The sequence below is a fragment of the Limnobacter humi genome, from assembly GCF_024518835.1.
GTDB classification, from domain to species: domain Bacteria; phylum Pseudomonadota; class Gammaproteobacteria; order Burkholderiales; family Burkholderiaceae_B; genus Limnobacter; species Limnobacter humi.
Genome location: NZ_JANIGO010000001.1, coordinates 688,638 through 711,623, shown reverse-complemented (window position 1 = coordinate 711,623; position 22,986 = coordinate 688,638). Strand labels below are relative to the sequence as shown.

Here is a 22,986-nt window from a genome sequence, read left to right as displayed (position 1 = left end):
CGGGAATCGACCTCTGGGCCAGCTCGTTGAGCTTGGCCCACCGCGCCTGCTTGTCACGGTTTTGCAGATTGTCCTGATTGTCGCTGCAGGGGAGGTGAGCCGCGCAGGTCGCGCCCCCGGCAATGCCGGTGTGCCCGGCTCAGAACATTCAGCCACCCGATTGGTTCGACATGCGCGGGGCAACCTTTATTTTTCGGGGGGCGTTCGGACCGGGTTACCGGTATTGCTGGGGGCAATCAACAGGCACCGGCCACCAACCCCAAGCTAGGGCTAATCCTGATCCCGAGTTGCGGTGCACAACGCCACGCAAGCCCAAAGCGCATTACACTTGCCAACAGTGCATTACTTTGGAAAGACAATGGTTCCCCACCTGGTCACCGCGCTCAGCGGTCCTTTGCAGGACCTCGAAAAACGCTTTCTGGACAAAACCACCGAAATCGAACGGTGGTTCCGCATGGCCTGGAATGACAACACCCCCCCTTTCTACAGTTCGGTGGATGTGCGCAATTCGGGCTTCAAGCTTGCCCCGGTTGATACCAACCTGTTCCCGGGTGGCTTCAACAACCTCGCCCCGGAAATGATGCCCTTGGCCATTCAGGCAGCGCTGAGCGCCATTGAGCGCATCTGCCCGGAGGCCAGAAGCATGGTGCTGGTGCCAGAGCGCCATACCCGAAACACGTTTTATCTCACCAACGTGGCGCGCCTGGCTGCCATTTTGAAACAAACCGGGTTGGACATTCGCCTGGGGTCGGTGTCTGAGGACATCACCGAGCCCACCCGATTCGATCTGCCCGACGGGCAGAGCTTGTTGATTGAGCCCCTGCAACGCAAAGGCAATCGCGTGGGTGTGGATGGGATGGAGCCCTGTGCCGTGCTTCTCAACAATGACCTGTCGGCTGGTGTGCCGCCGGTGTTGCAGGGCCTCAATGGTCAAATTGTGGTCCCACCTGTGCATGCTGGCTGGGCCACGCGCCGGAAAAGCACCCATTTCCAGTGCTACAACCATGTGGTGGATTCCTTTGCTGAAATGCTCGAAATCGATCCCTGGTTGATCAATCCGTATTTCACACAGCGCGGTCAGTTGAATTTTCATGAACGCGTTGGAGAAGAGTCGCTGGCCGAGGCGGTCAACGAGATTCTAGCCAAGACCCGCATTAAATACGCTGAATATGGCATTGCCGAGCAGCCTTATGTGGTGGTGAAAGCCGATGCAGGCACCTATGGCATGGGCATCATGACCGTCAAAGATGCGGCCGAAGTGGTGGGGCTGAATCGCAAACAGCGCAACAAAATGTCGGTGGTGAAAGAAGGTTTGGAAGTGTCCGATGTCTTGATCCAAGAGGGTGTCCACACCTTCGAAAATATTGATGAGGCGGTTGCAGAACCCGTGGTATACATGATCGACAAATACGTCGTGGGTGGTTTTTACCGCGTTCACACCGGACGTGGCCGCGATGAAAACTTGAACGCACCCGGCATGCACTTCGTACCCTTGGCGTTTGAATCCCCTTGCAACACCCCCGATTGTGCAGATCGTCCCGATGCAGCAGTCAACCGCTTCTATGCTTATGGTGTGATTGGCCGCCTGGCTGCGCTGGCTGCCTCCCAGGAAATTGAGGCCACCATCCCCACGGAGCTCATCGCATGAGCCTGAAAACTTTCGTCTGTGTCATCGACCCACTGACCTCGCTCAATCCCAAGAAAGACTCATCCATCGCCATGATGGAGGCAGCGCAGGCCAGGGGCTGGCGCATCGGTGTTATTGAAGATGGTGCCCTGTGGTGGAAGCACGGCGAATGTGTACGGGCCACGGTAAGCTGGATCGCCATGGATCGCAGTCAGAAACCGTGGTACACCGTTCAGAGCACCAGCACGGTGGCCTTGAAGGAACTGACCGCAGTGGTGATGCGCAAAGATCCGCCATTTGATGCCGAATTTGTGACATCCACCTGGTTGTTGGAACAGGCCGAGCGTGAAGGTGCGCGAGTCTTTAACAAACCGTCGGCCATTCGGGACCACAACGAGAAGTTCACGATTGCGCAATTTTCACAGTTTGTGGTGCCCACCCTGGTCTCTCGCAATGCTGACCAGCTGCGCGGCTTTTTGGAAGAGCACCCCGATGCGATTGCCAAGCCGCTGGATGGCATGGGAGGTTCCTCTATTTTCCGAATGACCAAGGGAGACCCCAATACCGGTGTGATATTAGAGACACTCACCGAGCATGGCCGCAAAACCGCGATGATTCAACGCTATATTCCCGAGATTGTGGATGGCGACAAACGGGTGTTGCTGATTGATGGTGAGCCGGTGCCGTATTGCCTGGCACGCCTGCCGAAAGAAGGAGAGCACCGTGGCAACCTGGCTGCAGGCGGCACAGGCCGAGCCCAGCCACTGTCGGACACAGATCGCCAGATTGCCGAGACACTGGGGCCCATTCTGAAAGACCGCGGCTTGTTGTTGGTCGGTTTGGACGTCATTGGCCGGAACCTGACCGAAGTCAATGTCACCAGTCCGACCTGTTTCCGGGAAATCATGGATCAAACCGGGTTTAATGTCGCCGAGATGTTCGTGCAAGCCATTGAGCGAAAGCTTGAGGTGGCCCCATGTTAGGCCTTGTTTTGGTGGGCCATGCACCGCTGGGGCAGGCCACGGTGGATGTCATGAACCACATTCTGGGTCAAGTACCCACTGGCATTGCCGTGGTGGATGTGGGTGCTGACGATGCACTGGAGTACACGGTTCTCCGAATTCAGCAGGCTGCCAAGGATGTCCAGGAAGGTGATGGGGTGGTGTTTCTCACGGACCTTTTTGGCGCAACACCGTCCAATGCTGCGGTTAAGGCCAGCGACGGGTTGGGTTTTCCATCGGTGTTGGTCGCTGGCTGCAGTGTACCCATGTTGATCCGAGCCCTGAGCTACCGCAGCTTGCCGATTCACGACGTGGCTGAGAAACTGGTGATGGGGGGGCGCAATGGGATTGTGAGCACCGGCCCAACCACACCGCAACGACAAACCAATAACCCTGCACCGCACCATGATTCAGCAAGAGATCACCATCAGCAATAAGTTGGGCCTGCATGCCCGGGCCTCTGTCAAGTTGACGCAAACTGCCAGCCGTTTTCAGTCGGACGTGTGGATCTCAAAGGCTGGGCGGCGTGTCAACGCAAAAAGCATCATGGGCGTCATGATGTTGGCAGCTGGCAAGGGCCACGATGTGGTGCTGGAGGCCGAGGGCAATGATGAGGCCGATGCAATCTCCGCTTTGGTGGCCCTTATCAACGACAAGTTTGGCGAAGGCGAGTAAACAACAATTAGAAGGCGACCCTTCAGGCTCGCCTCTCAGAAGATGGAGCAGACATGACCCTGGCCTTGCATGGCATTGCAGTGTCACGCGGAATTGCGGTGAGCCGAGCCCTGGTGTGGGACACGGCCATGCGCGATATTCCCCGCAACCGCATCGACAAAAAGTCGGTGCGGTTCGAGAAAAAGCGATTTGAGCTTGCCGTCAAGCGTGTGATGGTGGAACTCACCGATATTCGCGCGCAGATTGGCGCGGATTCCCCGGCAGAATTCGATGCGCTGCTCAATCTTCACAGCTTGATCCTGCAGGATCCGATCCTGTCTGAAGTTCCCAAGGAGTTGATTGCCAGCAAGCTGATCAATGCCGAGTGGGCGCTGGTTGAGCAAATGGACGTGTTGTTGGCGCAGTTCGCCGCCATTGAGGACGACTACTTTCGGGAACGCAATGCCGACGTGCGGCAGGTGGTGGAGCGGGTATTGAAAGCCCTGCGCGGTCATGCCACATCCCTGCCGCTGCCGCCTGAAGGCGAAAATGAGGACCCCTGGCTGATTGTGGCCCATGACATTTCCCCGGCGGACATGGTTCAGTTGAAAGGGCGGCGCGTGGGTGCATTTGTCACCGAGTTGGGCGGCGCAACGTCCCACACCGCCATCGTGGCGCGTAGTTTGGGAATTCCAGCGGTGGTTGGGGTGCCTCGTGCGCTTGAATTTGTCCACAACGGTGACTTGGTCGTTGTGGATGGCAAAGTGGGTGCGGTGTTTCTGGATCCGGCCCAAGCCGTGATCGACGAGTACCAACGCAAGCAAGCCATTCTGGCATTGTCCCGCCAACGTCTCAAACGCCTCATCACCACCGAGGCCAAAACCCAGTGTGGCCGTCGCATTCACCTCATGGCCAACATTGAACTGCCCAATGATGTTGAGCGGGTGGTTGAATCCAATGCTGACGGTGTCGGGCTTTTCCGTTCCGAGTTTCTGTTCATGAACCGGAAAGACTGGCCATCTGAAGACGAGCAATTTGAAGCCTATCGCAAAGTAATCAAGGCCATGAAAGGGCGCCCGGTGACGGTGCGAACCCTGGATTTGGGCGCGGACAAAACCCTGCAGTTGGAAGGCGGTAGCGGGGCGCCACCCACCTCCAGCTCCACGGCCCTGGGCTTGCGTTCCATCCGTTTCAGCTTGGCTGAACCCGCTATTTTTCTCACGCAAATTCGTGCCGTGCTGCGGGCTGCCAAGTATGGACCTGTCAAAATTTTGCTGCCCATGCTGACCAATATTCGGGAAACCAAGCAGGCGCTGGCCTACATCGATCTGGCCCGTGAGCAGTTGGCCGAGCGGCGCATTCAGGCCAACCAGGCTGTGCCGATTGGTGGGATGATCGAAGTGCCAGCGGCGGCGCTGAGCGTTCCTCAGTTTTTGAAATACCTGGATTACGTGTCGATCGGCACCAACGACCTCATCCAGTACACCCTGGCGGTTGACCGTGTTGATAATCAGGTGGCGCACCTGTACGACCCGCTGCATCCGGCTGTTTTGCGCTTGGTGTATGAGGTCATTCAGAGCGCAGAAAAGGCGGGTGCCGAGGTCAGTGTGTGCGGGGAAATGGCGGGTGATATCCGTCTAACACGCCTGCTCTTGGGCATGGGGTTGACGCAGTATTCCATGCACCCCTCCCAGTTGCTGGATGTGAAGGAGCTGCTCTTAAAAACGGATTTTGAGGCCACTCAGAAATTGGTCAAGCGAATGGCCCGCGGCTTCGAGATTGATAAAATTGACGCATTGATGCGCCATCTGCATGAAGAGTGACGCCCAACCCGGCAAAAATTTTCAATAAGCGATTTATACTCAAAGGCTTGCAACCGCCGTTGCCCACCTGTTTTTAGTTCGATTCACCGTGCCTGATCCACAATCCGTGGGGTATGTCACCCCCACCGAATTTCACTTTGATGAGCCGCTCTTGCTTGAATGCGGCAAAACCATCCAGCAATACAGCTTGATGGTAGAAACCTATGGCACCTTGAATGCAGACAAATCCAATGCGGTATTGATTTGCCATGCGCTGAATGCATCCCACCATGTGGCGGGCTTGTACGAGGGCGAAGACAAAAGCACTGGTTGGTGGGACAACATGATTGGCCCCGGCAAGCCCCTGGATACCAACCGCTTTTTCGTGATTGGCGTGAATAACCTGGGCTCTTGCTTCGGGTCCACTGGCCCCAGTTCAGTCAACCCGGCCACTGGCAAACCCTATGGCGCTGCATTTCCGTTTGTCACCGTTCAAGACTGGGTGAATGCCCAAGCCCGCTTGGCCGACCGCATGGGCATTCAGCGCTTTGCGGCGGTGATGGGGGGCAGCTTGGGGGGCATGCAGGCGCTGCAATGGAGCCTGAGTTACCCGGACCGCGTGGCCCATTGCATGGTGATTGCGTCCACCCCCAAGCTGAGTGCACAAAACATCGCGTTCAATGAGGTGGCCCGCCAGGCCATTGTGTCCGACCCCGATTTCCACGGCGGCAATTATTACGAACATGGGGTGGTGCCCAAGCGGGGCCTGCGCTTGGCCCGCATGATTGGCCACATCACCTACCTGTCGGGCGACGACATGTCCGAAAAGTTTGGCCGAAACCTGCGCAATGGCGATTACAACTACGGTCTGGATGTGGATTTCCAGGTAGAAAGTTACCTGCGCTACCAGGGCGACAAATTTGCGGATTACTTTGATGCCAACACCTATTTGCTGATCACCAAAGCCTTGGATTATTTTGACCCGGCGCGCCACACAGGGGGTGACCTGGCCAAGGCCCTGGAGGCAGCCAAAGCTCGCTTCCTGTTGGTGAGTTTCACCACCGACTGGCGTTTTGCGCCCGAACGCACCCGTGAAATTGTGGAGGCCCTGATGGCCAACCACCGGGACGTCAGCTATGCCGAAATTGACGCGCCCCACGGGCATGACGCGTTTCTGTTGACCGACGAGCGTTACCACACGGTGGTGCGCCGGTATTTCGAGCGCATTGCCAAGGAGCTGTCATGAAAGGCACTCAAAGCTTGCCCATTGTGGTGCCTCGGGCCGACCTTGATCTCATTGAGTCCTGGGTTCCCGAGGGCGCACGCGTGCTCGACCTTGGTTGCGGCGATGGTTCTTTTCTGGCCCGCTTGAAACACACCCGGAACGTGACCGGTTATGGTGTGGAAATTGATGATCTGAAGGTGCAGCAGTCCATTCAGAACGGGGTCAATGTGATTCAGCAGGACCTCGAGGCTGGTTTGGCGATGTTCGATGACCAGACCTTCGATGTGGTCATCCTCTCTCAAACCCTGCAGGCCATGCGGAACACCGAAATTATTTTGAAGGAAATTGGCCGGGTGGGTCGTGAGGGCATTGTGTCTTTTCCCAATTTTGGTCACTGGTTTCATGTGTGGTCCATTGCCTTGGGTCGCATGCCTGTGTCCAAACAAATGCCGTACCAGTGGTACGACACCCCCAACATCCACCTGTGCACCGTCAAAGACTTTGAAGCGCTGGTGGCGCAAATTGGCTTTACCGTACTGGGCAAACGGCTGTTTCTGGACGGGCAGGCTGTGGACTTCCTCGGTGCACTGCGCAGTACCCTGGCCGTGTATCGCTTCAAACCCCGGTTTGTGTAAGGCATCTACACCATGCGTGCACCGGAGCCCCTTCTCAGTCCGCAGCAATACGCGTATTGGCAGGCGGTTAAACGGTTGACCTGGCGCATTTTGGGGGTCTGGATTGTCCTCATTCTGGGTGCTGTGTTGTTTGCCCCGGTGTCCGAGGCCGTCTTGTTTGGCGTGCCGTTGTCCTATTGGATCATCTCGGGCGCCCTTCTTGTCAGTTTTCTGGGCCTGGTGGTTTGCTATGCTTGGACCATGGACCGCTTGGACGGACAACAGAATTCAACACCCACGAAAGCGATGACCAACAATCGCGCAGAAGCAGGAGACACACATGAAAATCAGCTCAGGGGAAGTGACGCAAGCCGGCACTAACACCTCCACACCACTGCGGTTTGTCACGGGCTCCAGCCTGTTCGACGGCCACGATGCCGCCATCAACATGATTCGCCGCCTGCTGCAAAGTCAAGGCGCTGAAGTGGTTCATTTGGGCCACAACCGCTCAGTGCAGGAATTGGTCGATGCTGCCATCGACGAAGACGCCGATGGCCTGGCGGTTAGCTCCTACCAGGGCGGCCACAACGAATTTTTCAAGTACACGGTGGATGAGCTTCGCCGCCGGGGTGCCGGGCACATTCAGGTGTTTGGCGGTGGCGGTGGCGTTATTCTTCCAGCTGAAATTGATGAACTGCAGGCGTATGGCGTGAACCGCATTTACAGCCCGCAGGATGGTCAAAAAATGGGTCTGGAAGGCATGATCGGCGACATGATTGCCCGGGCCGCCGAGCACCGGGCCAAGCGCGCTGCACCTTCTGTGGCTTTTACGCCAGAGGGCTTGTGCAAGTTGGCTGGCAGCTGGCCCACACTCACCCAAGTCATTACCCAGTTGGAACGGGGCTCATTCAGTGAGCCTGCTCTGCTTGCCTTGCGAGATTTGGCCAAGCAATCCAAAACCCCGGTGTTGGGTATCACGGGCACAGGCGGTGCCGGCAAGTCCAGCCTGACCGATGAGCTGATACGCCGCCTGCGCATGGACCATGGCGATGAATTGAACATCGCCGTGGTGTGTGTCGACCCGTCTCGCCGAAAAACCGGTGGTGCATTGCTGGGCGATCGCATTCGCATGAATGCCATCGGCCCTTGGCAAACCACGACAGGTGAGGCACCCAAGGCCCGCGTTTTCATGCGCTCGCTGGCCACACGAGACTCTGCCCAAGAAGTGCCCGCCACGCTGCCCGACATCATCGCGTTGTGCCGTGCCACTGGTTTTGACTTGGTGATGGTGGAAACCCCGGGCATTGGCCAGGGCGACGCTGCGATTGTGCCGCATGTGGATTTCAGCCTGTATGTGATGACGCCGGAATATGGCGCGGCCAGCCAACTCGAAAAAATCGACATGCTGGATTTTGCCGATTTGGTGGCCGTCAACAAATTTGATCGCAAAGGCGCGCTGGATGCACTGCGTGATGTGTGCAAACAGGTACAACGCAACCGCATGGCCTTTACCAGCATGCCCGACACCATGCCGGTGTACGGCACACTGGCCAGCCGTTTTAATGACGATGGTGTGAGTGCCCTCTACAAAGCCCTGCGCGCATTGTTACCCATCGAAAAGCCTGCTCGGGGCCTGTTCAACCACATCGACACCAAGCATTCCACCACACTCAAGTCGCTGGTGCCATCGGACCGTGTGCGGTATTTGTCGGATATCGCATCCACCATTCGCGGTTACAAAAAACAGGTGGCGCGCGATGTGTCCGCCCTGTTTGACCTGGAAAGCCTGCAGCGCGCACAGCAGTTGTTGATTGCCGCCAAACCTGACAAAGACAAAGCTGTGGACGCGCTCGGTGACCTTGTCACCACGGCCAGCAACCAGCTCAGCCCCATGGCCAAGCAGGCCATGCAGCAGTATCAAGCCATTGCAGCGGGCTATGCCGGTGATGTACTCACCTATGAAGTGCGCGGCAAGGCGTTGCAAGCGCCACTCACCGCGACCACCCTCTGCGGCTTGAAAGTAAACCGCGTCAGCTTGCCCCGCTTCACCAGTCAGGCGGACCTGTTGCGGTTTGTGATGCTGGAAAACCTGCCCGGTTATTTTCCTTACACCGCGGGTGTTTTTCCGGTCAAGCGCGAGGGTGAAGACCCCACCCGCATGTTTGCCGGTGAAGGTGATCCAGCCCGCACCAACAAGCGGTTCAAAATGCTGTCGGCCACCAGCCAGGCCAAGCGCCTGTCCACCGCATTCGACTCAGTCACCCTGTATGGTTTCGACCCCGACCTACGCCCCGACATCTACGGCAAGGTGGGCACCAGTGGTGTGAGCGTGGCCACGCTGGATGACATGAAGGTGTTGTATAGCGGTTTCGACTTGTGCGCACCCAGCACCAGTGTGTCCATGACCATCAACGGACCAGCCCCCACCATTCTGGCCATGTTCCTGAACACGGCCATTGACCAGCAAGTGGATAAATTCACTGCGGAGCACAAGCGTGCGCCGTCTGCCGACGAATATGCCCACATCAAGGCCAATACCCTGAAGGCGGTGCGCGGCACGGTTCAGGCCGATATTTTGAAAGAAGACCAGGGCCAAAACACCTGCATCTTCTCCACCGAATTCAGCTTGCGGGTGATGGGCGACATTCAGCAGTACTTCATCGACCATGAAATCCGCAATTTCTATTCGGTGTCCATCTCGGGTTATCACATTGCCGAAGCTGGGGCCAACCCCATTTCCCAGTTGGCCTTCACGCTCAGCAATGGTTTCACCTTCGTGGAAGCCTACTTGGCCCGCGGCATGCAGATTGATGAATTTGCGCCCAACTTGAGCTTCTTCTTTTCCAACGGCATGGACCCGGAATACACCGTGCTGGGCCGCGTGGCGCGCCGCATTTGGGCGGTGGCCATGCGTGAGCGCTATGGCGCCAGCGAACGCAGCCAGAAGCTGAAGTACCACATTCAAACCAGTGGTCGCAGCCTGCATGCACAGGAAATTTCATTCAACGACATTCGCACCACCCTGCAGGCGCTGATTGCCGTGTACGACAACTGCAACAGCCTGCACACCAATGCCTATGACGAGGCCGTGACCACACCCACTGAAGAAAGCGTTCGCCGTGCCATGGCCATTCAGCTCATCATCAACAAGGAATGGGGATTGGCGAAAAACGAAAATCCCAACCAGGGTTCCTTCGTCATCGAAGAACTGACTGAATTGGTGGAAGAGGCCGTGTTGTCAGAACTGGAACGCATCAGCGAACGGGGTGGCGTGTTGGGGGCCATGGAAACCGGCTACCAGCGCAGCAAAATCCAGGAAGAGTCCATGCACTATGAAATCCAGAAGCATGACGGCACCTTGCCCATCATCGGTGTGAATACCTTCTTGAATCCGCACGAAGACGTTGAGGCGCTCAACGCCCTGGAACTGGCCCGCGCCACTGAAGAGGAAAAGCAAAGCCAGTTGAAACGCCTGGCCGACTTCCAGCAACGCCATGCCGATGCTGCAGGGCCCATGCTCAAGCGCTTGCAACACACGGCCATGGAAGGTGGCAATGTGTTTGACGTGTTGGTGGATGCGGTGCGGGTGTGCTCGCTGGGGCAAATCACCCGTGCCTTGTTTGAAGTGGGTGGGCAGTACCGGCGTTCTATGTAAGTGCTGGAATGTTGAGGTGGCCTGTTTTCACAAAAATCAGGCAACCTGTGGTGCTTCGCGGTTTGTGCTGGCTGAAGTGCGGGCTGCGAATCCATGTTCCCGCAGGATAGCTGCCCAGTTCGTCTTCAAACACACCGTCCAGTACAAAAATTTCCTCACCGCCCCAGTGGCGGTGGGCTTGAAACTGGGTGCCGGGCGCCCAGCGCACCAATGCAGTGTGCCGTGTTTCCACACTGTCCAGTGGCATCACCTGCAAGCCGTGCACCAGGCCTGGGTGCCACACTTCTTCCCCGGTTGATTTCACCACCCGTTCTGTGTCGCTGGGCTGCATGTGGCGCAACTTCACCAGTAAAGTGCAGCCCGTGGTGCTGCCAGGCGCATGGGATGAGCCTGGCGGGTTTTTGATGTAAGTGCCGGCGGGGTAACTGCCGTAATCATCTTCAAACACGCCGTCGAGTACCAAAATCTCCTCGCCCCCGCCGTGCAAATGGGCTGGAAATTGTGACTTGGGGGCATAGCGGACAATCGACGTACAGCGGGCGATTTCATCGCCATCGCGTTCGATCATCTTTCGTTGAATGCCCGGTGTGGGCGAGTCGACCCATGGAAGCTCGCCGGTGTTCACCACGGCGCGAATGGATAAATCAGCGTGTAACAACATCAGGGTGTCAGTTCCTCTGTCCAGCGCTTGAACTGGTTCAGGCTGCCCTTAAACAAATAATCCAGATCGGCCAGGTGCTCATCCACAAACTCACGAATTACCGACGATGTGCTGCTGGGGCGGATGTCCAAGTGGGCCTCGCACTGACCATCGGCCGTGCTGATGCGCATGTCCAGCTTGTGCGCAATGGCCAGCATGGCATCATTGTCCATCAAGGTGAAAATGAACAGCCGTTCAACACCCTCATTTCGGGCCCGTTGCAGGGCCCGCTTAAACAGCAAGGTGCCCAAGCCGTGGCCGCGCATGTCTGCGTTCAGGGACAAGCCCAGCTCCGCACCCTTGGGGGCTTTGGATTCAGCCGGTGGCGTCAGCATGCCCAAATGCACCACACCCAGCAAGTGGTTGTCCTTGCCGAAAATGCCAAACACGGAGTCGGACTCGAAGTCGATCTTGGCCACATATTTGGCAATTGCACCATCGCCCAGTGCGTAACTGAAACGCATGCGACGGTCCTGCGCGTCCAATGCCAGCAAATGTGCCAAAATCAAGGGGCGGTGGCTGTTGTCCAGCTCCACAATCGGTACTTTGGACAAGCCCAACAGTGCAGCGGCACGCCGGCCCAGCACGCTGGGCACATCAAACCATTCAATGGCTTCTGAAGACATTTCACCAACCAAGGCCACCCGGGTGGCGTGTTTCAAACAGGCCCATGATCCATCAAGATCCCTCCGCACCGCAATACACAACCACTGAAAGTGGAGGGTTCATTCCAGTGAAATCATGGGGTTTGGTCGATTATTCGCCTGTTTTTCTGGCCATGAAAGCATTCACTGAAGCGCGGCAGGCCGGTCAACCGGATGAAATATGGGTCTGTGAACATACACCCGTGTTTACCCTGGGTTTGGCGGGCGACCCAGTACATTTGTTGCAGCGCAGCAACATTCCCGTGGTTCAAACCGACCGCGGAGGGCAAATCACCTATCACGGGCCGGGTCAGATTGTTGTTTACCCCTTGTTGAATCTGCATGATTACGGGTTGAAGGTTCGGGAATACGTCAGTTTGCTGGAGCAAGTCATCATCGACTCGCTGGTCGCGGTGGGCGTGCCGGATGCGCAGCGCAAGCCGGGCGCGCCGGGCGTGTACACCTGGCGGCATGGCCAGTTGGCCAAAGTGGCGGCTTTGGGCATCAAAATACGCAAGGGCTGTACGTACCATGGGCTGTCACTGAATGTCGACATGGACCTCACCCCATTCACCCACATCAACCCCTGTGGCTATGCCGGACTGGAAACGGTGGATTTGCGAACAATTGGTGTTAAAATTTCACTCAGTGAAATGCAACTCCTTCTGGTGAAAAATCTTCAGAAGGCATTGGACTCAGCGCGATCCGCGGGGTCCCCGCCTGTGAACCCACCGGCATCCGGATAGAAAGCCCACACCACGGGCTGATGGAGAATGATGTGAGCGATAAAAACGACGTGGTTCGCAATGCCGACCTCATGGCCAACCAAAAGGCCGATCCCACCATCAAGCAAAAGGCGGCGGCCAAAACCGCGCGCATTCCCATCAAGATTGTGCCGGTGGAACAGCTCAAAAAACCCGAGTGGATCCGGGTCAAGGCCGCGTCGCCATCCAGCCGTTTTTACGAAATCAAAGAGATTTTGCGCGAGCACAAGTTGCACACTGTGTGCGAAGAGGCTTCTTGCCCCAACATCGGTGAATGCTTCGGAAAAGGCACTGCCACCTTCATGATCATGGGTGACAAATGCACCCGCCGCTGCCCCTTCTGCGATGTGGGCCATGGCCGGCCCGATCCGCTGGACGTGGATGAACCACTGAACCTGGCCAAAACCATCGCTGCCTTGCGCTTGAATTATGTGGTCATCACCAGTGTGGACCGGGACGACCTACGGGATGGCGGGGCTGCGCACTTTGTGTCGTGCATTGAGAAAACCCGCGAATGGTCACCCAACACCAAAATTGAAATTCTGGTGCCCGATTTCCGTGGTCGACTGGACCGTGCTTTGGGGATTTTGAATGCCGCGCCGCCCGATGTGATGAACCACAATCTGGAGACGGTGCCTCGCTTGTACAAAGAAGCACGTCCAGGCTCGGATTACCACCATAGCCTGAAGCTGCTGAAAGATTTCAAGGCCTTGCACCCCAACACGCCCACCAAAAGTGGTTTGATGCTGGGCTTGGGTGAAACCGATGATGAAATTCTGGCGGTCATGCAAGACCTGAGGGACCACCACGTCGACATGCTGACCATTGGTCAATACCTCGCACCCAGCGGCCACCACCTGCCGGTGCGCCGCTATGTGCATCCGGACCAGTTCAAGGTATTCGAGCAAAAGGCCTATGCGATGGGTTTCACCCACGCTGCGGTGGGTGCCATGGTGCGGTCCAGTTACCACGCAGACCAACAGGCGCACGGGCTGGTGTAAGCCCGGCACGTGCTTTACTGGTAACGTTCAAACTCCACCGGGTCGTGCGCGCAAAACAGCTCGACATCGTTGGGGTGCTTCAAAGCCAGTTCACGCAGGCGGGCCGTGGTTCGCTTGCGGGGTTCGGGCAAGGTTTGGACCAGTTGTTCAAACACCTTTAAACCAGCAGGCATGGCCAGCGTGGCCGCCACCTGCGTGCGGTGGAAGTACGCATCACCTGCATGCAACAGCCACTTCTGGTCGTTGCGCACCGCAACGCCCACATGCCCACGGGTGTGTCCAATCAATGGCACCATCAGCAGCTGGTCGGCCAGTTCGGGAATGGGTGCCAGGGCCTCGAAACCAAACCAGTTCAAGGGCGTGTGGTTGTGTTCAACCCACCGTGGGCCGTGTTCAAACTGTGCCTTGCGAAAGCGCAGGCTATCTTTTTTGCTGGGCTGAATGGCGTGTTTCAGTTCAACCCCCAGCACATGCACTTGCGCGTCCGGGAAGTCACTCAAGCCACCCGCGTGGTCAAGGTCAAGGTGCGTGGGCACAATGTGGGTCACGTCGGCCGGGTTTAGTCCCTTGGCCTTGATTTGCACAAAGGCAGTTTCGGAAAGGTCCAACTTCGGGTTTGTCATGGCCAGAAAGCCACCACCCAGCCGACGTTTGGGCTCTTTCACATCACCAGTGCCCACACCGGTGTCCACCAAAATCAAGCCGTGGTCACTCTCGATCAACAGGCAATGGCACACCAGTTTGGCACGGGTGGTCCAGCCACCACTGCCGTTGATGAGACGTGCACACAGGGGGCACATGGTGCCGCAGTTCATGTGGTGAATTCGAAAGGTCATGTGTTGTCTCCAAAATCAATCGCTTGATCATACCTTGCAGCTTGTTTGCCGGGTGACCGCGGGTGATTATTCAACTTCTTCAATGCGTAGCGTGCCAATGGCGCCGATGTCTGTGCAGGAGTTGCTGCCACAGCCGACAGCACGCAGCAGTTGTTGCCCCAACAACAGGCCCCCGTCGCTTCGGTTCTGATAAACATTCAGGGTCAACTGGTCATAACCCGCCTGGTCTGTCCAGTGCAGGTCCGTGTCCACGGGCGGCCGATGCGACACCACAAACCACAAGCGGTTGGTGCCGGCTGGGCCTGTCGATTGAATGGGCTCTGCGGTCGGCGGAAAAACCAGGGTTTTTCCTGCTGTTGCACGCAATTCAGAAAACCGGCGGTTGGGAAACAGTCGAATGAATTGCCCCCCGGTGGTAAGCGCATATACGCTCAACCAGCCAGACTGCGGTGTGTTCACCTCAACAGATAACAAATCCCTTCCAATCTTCAAAACCGGGTTTGGTGCGTTCAACTGCAATGGCTGGAAACCACCCTGTTGTTGAACAGTTCTCCAGGCAACTTCGATCAGGGCATCCACGTCAAGGCGTTGCACTGGATTTGAAACAGCAGCCTGGATCTGATTGGATACTGACCCCTGGGCTTTTTGCTCACGCATGCCCCAATCAATGCTGGTTAACAGCCCCACTGTAGAAAACAGTGCAGTGCCTACAATCGCCGTGACGCGTGTGGACAACAGTGGATGGATTTTTTTCCCATGACTGGGTTTTTGGTATGGTCGCTTTGGAAGAATCTGAGTGGGCTCACCTGCTGAGCCTGGGGAATCCTGCATGTTGCTGAGTTTCATCTGCAGGTCTTGCACATGCTGTGGCCGTTGTGCTGGCAGCAACTGTAAGCACTGGTTAACGCAGTCACACAGTTCCGCACTGTATAAGCAAGTTTGATCAGTCAGGGGTTGATAGGGGTCCTGAATCATTCGAGTAACAGCAGACGGTGGCGGTTTACCTGCCATCAGGTCATGCATGACAGCACCCAAGGCATATATGTCCGTCCATGGGCCCTGCTGCAAATCAGGATCCTCCGCATACTGTTCAATTGGAGCATAGCTGGCCTTGAGCACCACGGTGAAGGCCTGGGTGCTGCTCCCAATCTGACGGCGGGCTGCACCAAAGTCGAGGAGCACCGGTTGCCCGGTGTTGTTCAACACCAGAATATTGTCGGGGGAAATGTCTCTGTGAAAACACTGTTGCTGATGGAGCATGTCCAGCGCACTGCACAGCACGGTGATCAATCGTTTCAGTTCGGCCTCTCGGGCAGTCAATGGTACGCTGGACCACCAGGTTTTCAACGGCACGCCGTGGTACAAGGGCATCACCATGTAAGCCGTGCCGTGTGCCTCCCAAAACCGGTAAACCTTGACCAGGGCTGGGTGATCAAACTGGGCCAGTAGCCGTGCTTCGTTGATAAAGCTGCGCATTCCAGCATCGAAGAGTGCCTGATGCTTGGGTGCCAGAACCTTCACCTGGTCATCAACTGCCCGATGCGCCAATGCACAAGGCAGGTATTCCTTGATCGCCACCTCACGTTCCAGTTGGCAATCCCAAGCCCGGTACACCACACCGAATCCCCCCATTCCTACCACGTCGCGGATGGTGTATTCATTCAGCTGGAATCCGTGGCGCAGTGCCTGGGGTGTTGACGTCATGGCCATGAGACATCCAGCAAGCGGGCCACGGCACCCTGACGACTGGGAGGCTGACCATGATCCAGTGACCACAAATACCAGGGCCCGGTGGTGATGGGAAGATTGGTGTCCCCATGCCATGGCTGGGAGAAAAGGGCATCCAGTTGTCTGGTGTTCCAATTGTCGCGAATGGCCGCAATACCCATGTCAAAACATTGTTGAAGGTGCAGTGACAGGTGGTGGGCGGACAGCGGCCCGGTATGGTATTCCATGACCAGCCAGGGGAAAAGTCGCCCCACCCGGTCCACCGACGGCAAGACAACGCCCAGCCAATGGCCAAGCGGCAGACGGTCCTGCGCTAGGCTGTCTGGTCCATGAAAGCCCAACGCTGCAGCGCCCAAGAAGGCTGTCGGCCAGTCAGCACCGCGTCGGACTTGGCCAGACTGCATCCAGTGAGACAGGCAGTCGTACCAATCTCGAGCCATCGTGGGTGTTATTCCGCGAGATACAAAGTCTCCCACACCCGGAATTTTTCCCAGACACATCCGGCGAATCATCCACGAGTCCCGGGACATGAGAATTTGCGCAGTTCGGTCAGACGCAGCGGGTGTATGGCAGAGTGGGCCAGCACTTCAAATTCAAACCGTTTCCCGTCAACCACAAAAGCCGCTTTGAACAACTCGGGTCGATCTGTGGTTTGAATCGATGCCAAATCCATCCATCGAAACAGGGCCCACGGACCCTGAATGAGTCGCTCTGTCATGTTGCTGACCCTGTATTTGATGAAGCTGGTCGGGCCTCCAGCAGTCCATTGCAGCGTGTGTCGGGGATCCCATTGCATCGAGAACATGAGCAACTTGCCGTTGTTGTCGAGGTAAAAAACATCGTTGGGTGATGAGGCTGACACCAGTTTCAGATCAAGCTCAAAACCAGCTCGTTGTCCGCCCTCTGCAAACAACACATCGCGAATACGGGCGGCCCGCTGAAACTCAGCCAGATAAGCGCCCCCTGTTCGGCTTGCGCCATCCACGGCGGGTTTGAATCGCCAGGGATTGCTACCCCTGTCAACCACGGCCTGCAGGTGTGTCTGGAAAAACTGATCCATCTGCCCGCCTGGCGCAAATAGCCGAACAAAGTCATCACTGAGCACATCCAGCCCTGACGCTGTTTGAAAGGGATAGCGATTGGCCACGGTGCGCAGGCACAAGTCTCGCAGAGGTTTCAGTGCATCGGCCATGTTGGCCCGCTCAGCCTTGTCGCCCTGCTGGCCTGCCATGTTGATCAAGGGCAATATGGTCAGGCGCACGGGGTCGGGCAGCAAACCCGCACTCACCTTCAGTGTGTCGAGATTACCTGATGCAGGCGGCGCAGTTTTTCCTCGTTGGGCTGCCGCAACCGCTGCCAGTTGTGCATACACATCATTGAGCAGGGCGCCCACACGCGCATAGCCCTCAGCCTGCCCGGCAAACAAATCATGGAACGTTCGAAAGTGATCATCCACTTGCTGTTCGATGAAACGGGATGGGCCATCTGCCTTCAGCAGGTTCGCACCACCCGACAATGCCTTACCTGGCAGGCCTTGATGCACCTGTTGGGGCAGCACCGCCTGACCGGCTTGAAGTGCTGTCATGGCATCGGCACCCAAACGGGTTTGTTTCCAAACCCACGTCCACCATGTCTTCAACGGTGATTCGGTTTGCGCCAATGTCCGTGCGCCGTTGACCGCCTCGTCGAGATTGCCGGGCTTGTCCAGTTGAACTTGCCGAAGCAGTGAATCCCAGTACTGGATGTAGTCTGCCACGTACAGTTCACGCACTTGACGACTTTGACGCTCAATCTCAGTGGGGCTGTCATGCACAGGTGTACTGTCCTGGCCCAGAACCCATTGGGATTCCCCGGCGAGCAGTTGCGCCTGTTTGATGGATTCCGGGATGATGTAGGTGATGGCTGCCGATTTGGTGAACAGCGCGGACAGAGGCTCACTCAATGAGCCTCCATCCTGTCGTTTGAACAAATGCGCAGATGAGGCACCCACCACCTGGGTAATCGACGTCATCGACCCTGGCGGTGCTATAAAACCGTTTTTCAATGATTGGTAAATACGCTGTGCGGTGGACTGGCTTTGCAATAACCGTCTGGCAGATTCGATCAACCGAGCATTCGAATCGGCAGGGCTTGCTTCTGGACCCATCGCGAGCAACGCAACCAGGTGGGCCTTCACATCATCGGGGTTGATTTGCGGAAAGGTGGGCAGGATCTGCGCGGACCAATTCATCCACAGGATTTTCATCAGTGCATGGGTGTCGCGATGAACAGGGTCATGCCACATCACCAGTGCTTTCAACTGCTCATAGACAGCCATGTCTGGCCTGCCCCGTTGAATACTATCTTCAAGGGCTTTCGCCAGTTGCTGTTCCACCAACGGTGCCAAGGTGTGTTGAAGGCCCCGGCGATAGGCCTGCTCACGGGCGTGGTTCACTTTGTCAGTTTGATTCAGACCGAGGTCTTTGAATGGCGTGTCTGCTTCAGAAGGTTCAGTAAACACATTCAGTGCATGCACCACCGCGGGCAAATCACGCAGGTTCTGGATGTGGGCTTTGTCCAGTTCACCCTGAAGCGCTCCTGCTGTGGCGGACTGAGCGCCCAGCCAGTTGCGATTATTGGTATAACTGACCCAGCTCAGTAAGCCGTATATCACGCTAAAAAACATCAGTGCACACCATGCAAGCATGCGCAGCGTTCGTTCCCGATGAACCTGCCGCCAATTGACGCCAGCCAGGTGCTGTTCGGCAAACACCACCTCCGTGAGCAATCGTTGAATGAAATAGCTGCGAGCTTCGCGCGGACTGCCCGCAGATGGATCCTGTCCAGCCAAGCGGTTCAGCCCACTCAGAATTCGATCCAGTGAACCACCGTCCTGGGTCCCGCTGGTGAAATACACACCTCGCAAATCGATGTTTTTTTCGAATGTGCTCTCGGTCCGTACACTGTTCTCCAGCAGCGTCATCAGCGGCGTTTGCAGGTTGGCGAATTCCGGCAAGAATTCCATCAAACGGATTTTACGGATGCCAGAGGTTGCAGCATCCAGCCGGGCATGCAAGCCTTCCTGCAAATCCAGTTGGATTTGTGAAAACCCTTGTTGAAGGGCCATGCGCCAATCCGCGGGCAACGGGTGCGGCAAATTGATGCCCAAACCCTTTTGGCGGTCTGCTTCTGACAGGGGTGCACAGGTGTCGATAAAACCGGGCAGCAAATCAAGTTTGGTGACCAGGACATACACTGGAGGACATGCCCCCAACTGCGTGGTCAGCTCCTGAAGGCGCCGTGCAATGTTGGACGCAAGAATGTCTCGATGACTCGATGGTCCGTTCAAATCGGCCACGCTAATCACCAATAGAACACCATTGAGCGCCTGGCGGGGGCGGTGACGTTTCAAGAGGTTGAGAAACTGCGACCAGGCTGCAGCATCGGATTGCTGATTGGAATCCTGCGTGGTGAAACGCCCAGCGGTGTCAATCAGCACAGCGTCGTCCGTGAACCACCAATCGCAATGTCGCGTACCACCCACGCCCTGAATGGAGCCTACTCCCAAGGTGGCTTGCAGCGGAAAACGCAAACCGGAATGCATCAGTGCCGTGGTTTTTCCACTGCCAGGCGGGCCGATCAACACATACCAGGGCAAACCATACAAGCCGGGGCGTGTCAGTCGCCATTTGCGGCGGTGTTGGTGTTGCCGTAGCGTTTGAATAGCGGCTGAAAAACGCTCCGCCACCACACGTTCCTCATCGCGGGCTTCCTCTTGTTGTCGGGTCAAGCCACGCTTCAATCCCATTTCTGAGCGCAAGCGCTGAATGAGCTGCCAGGCCAAGGGGGCTAGTACGCACAGGCTGACCAGCGTCATGAGCAACACCCGCGACACCACCGTCTCCAGTGGTATGTGGCCACTGACCGAGATGAGTGGTCCAAACCACCAAATCAACGCCAATAGGAGGGTCAACGCCAGACCGGACAGAGCAATACGAAGTGTCATGGTGAATTCAGGGTTTGTGGTTCAGCGTGATTTCCACACGCCTGTTTTTTGCTCGGCCTTCCGGTGTTGCGTTGCTGACGAGTGGGTTGGCCGAACCAGCACCCTCGCTGACCATCTCCACATTGGGCAAGTGGGGGGCCACCAATGCGCGCACGTGGCGCGCACGGTCCTCTGACAATTGCCAATTCGAGGGATAGCGCAAAGAACGGATGGGTTGATCGTCGGTGTAACCAGTGATGGTGATGTGGCCTGGGTGGGTGGCCATCGCCTGAGCGACTCGGACTAGCAGGGGTATTGCCGCAGGATGGATGTCTGCACGACCAGAATCAAACAGGTGGTCACTGGTCAGGATAACGGTGGAACGAGACCCCTGCTCGCGAAGGGTTAGGTATCCGTTCACAATATCGTCTTGCAATTGACGAACTAGGCTGAGTTGCTCGGGAAACTGGGCTGTCATGGACAACGGCGCGGCTGTGGAACTTCGAGCAGTTTCCGGCCAGGTCAGTCGATCAAAAGCCTGTTGGGTTGCATCGGATTCAATGTTCAACAGGCCTCGCAACACGGCAAATAGCATTGCCATCACCAACAGCGCCGCACCGACAGGCAGGGAAATCGGCAGGATTTTCAAACCCTGTTTGAGCGCAGGGGCCTTGCTGGTCCACGCTGTATTGTTGAACACCTGGTTGGGATTTCGGGTTTGACCAAGTAGACGGTAAACCTGTCCAAGCAGCTGGGCAATGGCCCAGTCGCCTTGGGCCTCGACGTGGTATTTTCCTTTGAATCCACTGGCCAGAATCCACAGCATCAATTCCAGCAAATCCCGATGTTCAGCCGGTGTTTGCATGAAACGCTGCAGCAGCGAAAAGCATTTTTCACCCCCCCAGGTTTCCTGAAAAAAATGCAGCAGCAAGCTGTGCTTGGCCCACAGGCCTGAACCGCCCCATGGCGTATTTGCGGCAAACTCGTCCAGCATGCTGCACAGCAAATACCGAACGGATACGCGTTCGGCCTGGGGACGATTCAGCCGTTGCAGATGGCTATCCAAAGCTTTCAGGCCAGCCATGCAGGTGTCAGCCAGCAGATCTGGTCGGGTTAACGCCGCTTGCGTCTGTATGCTGTGGCCAAGCCGAAGCAGGCCAATGCTGTGCTGCAGTAAAACATTGTTTGTAAAGCTGGGTGCTCCACCAGCAAATCGCCGCAGCGCGTAGGCCCAATCAGGGTCTGTATTGGCCGCAGTGCTTCCAGGGCGGGCCTCCATTGAACAACCCAGAAGGTTGTCCAGTGCATCGGTGGCGGGCTGTTTTGCAGTATTGGCTGCGCGGGCTAGGCGCGGTTTGATCACCGTGCGTTCACCACCCAGGCTGAACAGTGGGTCGTCTGTCATGTGGATTGCTCCCCTGGCGCTTGGATCGCCCACAATTCCAGCCGAAGCCCCGGAAATTCACCAGCGCAGTGTAGCGCCAGGTGACCTGTTTCCGGCAATTGCTTCCACAGCACATCGCTTCGGGTTTCCAGTTGGTAATACAAATGATCTGCGTAATACGGCAGTGCTGGCGGTGCGCTATTCAGATGCTTGAGGCGCACACCCGGCAAATTGAGATTGACCAAATCGCGCAGCCGATCCGCAGGACCAATTTTGACAGTGCTTGGAAATCGTTCCCGGATCAGCGCGTCGGGTACATCGGCCCGAATGGTCAGAACAAAATGCGCAGTTGAAATCAGCCCTGGGTCCGTGATGTTGGCGAGATACACGCCATTGCCCTTTGCTTGCAGGGGAATGGCGTGGACTCGCTGGTCATGCGTGACAGACAGTGCCTCCGAGATGGCGTCCACCAATTGCTGGAAACTCAGCGCCAAGTCATCGTGGAGATAGTGCGGCTGGAAGTTCAGACCAATTTGAACGTGGCTATGTACACACAAGCTGCCCAGGCACTGCAGAAAATGAAGGTACAGCAATTCAGGATGCAGTGTGGGTCTTTGAATTAAATGCGACAGGCTTAAGTGATGAGCCATGCAGGACTGTAACAACAGGAAGTCCCCCAATTCACTGCTGCTGTGGCTGTTTGTCCGGAAGCTGCGGTTTTTGAGGTGCTCGATCCGATTGCCCAGCAAACCCAACACACTGTTGCAGTAACGCTGAATGTTGGGCTGCGTGCGGCAGTTCAGGTGGGGGGCAATGTAGGTGGTGTCCAAATGAACATGGCGGTCTTCCACCGATTTCACCAGAACCACCGGCAGGCAAATATACCCCTGTCGTGGTTCATCGTCCCGCATCAGCCGTAGGCATAGTTGACCCAGTTCTAGAGTGTCCAACAGGCCATCCGGCGCCGACACATTTCGAACATCCGCCTGAACCATGTTGTAGCGGCCTGTCTGGTTGTCCACAGCCAAGTGGCTTTCCAGGGGGTGCGGTGATGGTAGGGCCAACCAAATGATTTGCGATGGAAGGTGATCTGGAAGCTCCAGACTGGCTGGCGCTGCCGCTTCAGATGGAATGTCGAACCGCGTGCCATCGGCAAAGTAGCCGGTGGCACGAAGAATGCTGATTTGCCCCGCTTGAAGTGCCGCGTTGTCCAGTTCAAGGTCTGTGAAGCCGTGCACATGGGCCTGAAAGTCGCGCAGTCTGCTCTGGATCTGAGTCAGCAAGTAACGTTCCTGTTGCTGGAAATGTTGTGGCAGCAGAAACAAACCTTCAGTCCACAGCACTGGATTGTTTTTAGTCATGTCGGGGGATGCTTTGCGTGATTCGA

General features: G+C 56.6%; 19 protein-coding genes. 11 read left to right on the top strand and 8 right to left on the bottom strand.

From position 1 onward, the window contains the following. The first annotated feature begins 358 nt into the window (after positions 1–358). The 9 genes from gshA (at position 359) to icmF (ending at position 10,578) form a co-directional block, all read left to right on the top strand. On the top strand, positions 359–1,648 hold the full coding sequence (gene gshA, locus NQT62_RS03385; RefSeq protein ID WP_256763157.1) for a glutamate--cysteine ligase: 1,290 nt from the start codon (positions 359–361) through the stop codon (positions 1,646–1,648). After that, complete coding sequence (gshB, locus tag NQT62_RS03380) at positions 1,645–2,610, top strand: glutathione synthase (RefSeq protein WP_256763156.1); 966 nt, start codon at positions 1,645–1,647, stop codon at positions 2,608–2,610. Before gshA ends, gshB begins: the two co-directional genes overlap by 4 nt. Beyond that, positions 2,604–3,065, top strand: a complete 462-nt coding sequence (locus NQT62_RS03375; RefSeq protein ID WP_256763155.1) for a PTS sugar transporter subunit IIA — start codon at positions 2,604–2,606, stop codon at positions 3,063–3,065. Before gshB ends, NQT62_RS03375 begins: the two co-directional genes overlap by 7 nt. After that, positions 3,034–3,303, top strand: coding sequence for an HPr family phosphocarrier protein (locus NQT62_RS03370; protein WP_256763154.1), 270 nt, complete (start codon positions 3,034–3,036; stop codon positions 3,301–3,303). Before NQT62_RS03375 ends, NQT62_RS03370 begins: the two co-directional genes overlap by 32 nt. A gap of 53 nt (positions 3,304–3,356) precedes the next feature. Continuing rightward, on the top strand, positions 3,357–5,105 hold the full coding sequence (gene ptsP / locus NQT62_RS03365) for a phosphoenolpyruvate--protein phosphotransferase (RefSeq protein WP_256763153.1): 1,749 nt from the start codon (positions 3,357–3,359) through the stop codon (positions 5,103–5,105). A gap of 67 nt (positions 5,106–5,172) precedes the next feature. Then, the gene (gene metX / locus NQT62_RS03360) at positions 5,173–6,330 is read left to right on the top strand and encodes a homoserine O-succinyltransferase MetX (RefSeq protein WP_256763538.1); all 1,158 of its coding nucleotides are present in this window, start codon (positions 5,173–5,175) and stop codon (positions 6,328–6,330) included. Beyond that, complete coding sequence (gene metW / locus NQT62_RS03355) at positions 6,327–6,944, top strand: methionine biosynthesis protein MetW (RefSeq protein WP_256763152.1); 618 nt, start codon at positions 6,327–6,329, stop codon at positions 6,942–6,944. Before metX ends, metW begins: the two co-directional genes overlap by 4 nt. 12 nt (positions 6,945–6,956) lie before the next feature. After that, positions 6,957–7,304 (top strand): DUF4212 domain-containing protein, encoded by a 348-nt coding sequence (locus NQT62_RS03350; RefSeq protein ID WP_256763151.1) that lies wholly within the window; start codon positions 6,957–6,959, stop codon positions 7,302–7,304. Continuing rightward, positions 7,264–10,578 (top strand): fused isobutyryl-CoA mutase/GTPase IcmF, encoded by a 3,315-nt coding sequence (icmF, locus tag NQT62_RS03345; RefSeq protein WP_256763150.1) that lies wholly within the window; start codon positions 7,264–7,266, stop codon positions 10,576–10,578. The genes NQT62_RS03350 and icmF overlap by 41 nt, the downstream gene beginning before the upstream one ends. On the opposite strand, the gene NQT62_RS03340 is transcribed toward icmF, so the two are convergent. Both NQT62_RS03340 and NQT62_RS03335 read right to left on the bottom strand, forming a co-directional pair. Next, positions 10,571–11,239 carry a cupin domain-containing protein gene (locus NQT62_RS03340; RefSeq protein ID WP_256763149.1) on the bottom strand — a complete coding sequence of 223 codons (669 nt, stop codon included), beginning with the start codon at positions 11,237–11,239 and terminating at the stop codon, positions 10,571–10,573. The two genes, icmF and NQT62_RS03340, sit on opposite strands and share 8 nt — an antisense overlap. Next, a complete protein-coding gene (locus tag NQT62_RS03335) occupies positions 11,239–11,940 on the bottom strand; it encodes a GNAT family N-acetyltransferase (RefSeq protein WP_256763148.1) in 702 nt (233 codons plus the stop codon). Before NQT62_RS03335 ends, NQT62_RS03340 begins: the two co-directional genes overlap by 1 nt. 71 nt (positions 11,941–12,011) lie before the next feature. On the opposite strand from NQT62_RS03335, the gene lipB reads away from it, so the two are divergent. Both lipB and lipA read left to right on the top strand, forming a co-directional pair. After that, positions 12,012–12,668 (top strand): lipoyl(octanoyl) transferase LipB, encoded by a 657-nt coding sequence (lipB, locus tag NQT62_RS03330; RefSeq protein WP_256763147.1) that lies wholly within the window; start codon positions 12,012–12,014, stop codon positions 12,666–12,668. 71 nt (positions 12,669–12,739) lie between these two features. After that, positions 12,740–13,687 carry a lipoyl synthase gene (gene lipA, locus NQT62_RS03325; protein ID WP_256763537.1) on the top strand — a complete coding sequence of 316 codons (948 nt, stop codon included), beginning with the start codon at positions 12,740–12,742 and terminating at the stop codon, positions 13,685–13,687. Between the two features lie 14 nt (positions 13,688–13,701). Here lipA and NQT62_RS03320 read toward each other — a convergent pair whose 3' ends face one another. The 6 genes from NQT62_RS03320 to tssK form a co-directional block, all read right to left on the bottom strand. After that, the gene (locus NQT62_RS03320; protein ID WP_256763146.1) at positions 13,702–14,523 is read right to left on the bottom strand and encodes an MBL fold metallo-hydrolase; all 822 of its coding nucleotides are present in this window, start codon (positions 14,521–14,523) and stop codon (positions 13,702–13,704) included. Positions 14,524–14,589: 66 nt separating this feature from the next. Continuing rightward, entirely contained in the window at positions 14,590–16,233 is a 1,644-nt protein-coding gene (locus NQT62_RS03315; RefSeq protein WP_256763145.1) for a serine/threonine protein kinase, read from the bottom strand. Next, entirely contained in the window at positions 16,224–16,751 is a 528-nt protein-coding gene (gene tagF / locus NQT62_RS03310; protein WP_256763536.1) for a type VI secretion system-associated protein TagF, read from the bottom strand. The genes NQT62_RS03315 and tagF overlap by 10 nt, the downstream gene beginning before the upstream one ends. An 8-nt stretch (positions 16,752–16,759) precedes the next feature. After that, a complete protein-coding gene (gene tssM / locus NQT62_RS03305) occupies positions 16,760–20,236 on the bottom strand; it encodes a type VI secretion system membrane subunit TssM (RefSeq protein ID WP_256763144.1) in 3,477 nt (1,158 codons plus the stop codon). Positions 20,237–20,243: 7 nt separating this feature from the next. Beyond that, on the bottom strand, positions 20,244–21,620 hold the full coding sequence (gene tssL / locus NQT62_RS03300; protein WP_256763143.1) for a type VI secretion system protein TssL, long form: 1,377 nt from the start codon (positions 21,618–21,620) through the stop codon (positions 20,244–20,246). Next, on the bottom strand, positions 21,617–22,960 hold the full coding sequence (tssK, locus tag NQT62_RS03295) for a type VI secretion system baseplate subunit TssK (protein ID WP_256763142.1): 1,344 nt from the start codon (positions 22,958–22,960) through the stop codon (positions 21,617–21,619). Before tssK ends, tssL begins: the two co-directional genes overlap by 4 nt. Between the last annotated feature and the right edge of the window lie 26 nt (positions 22,961–22,986).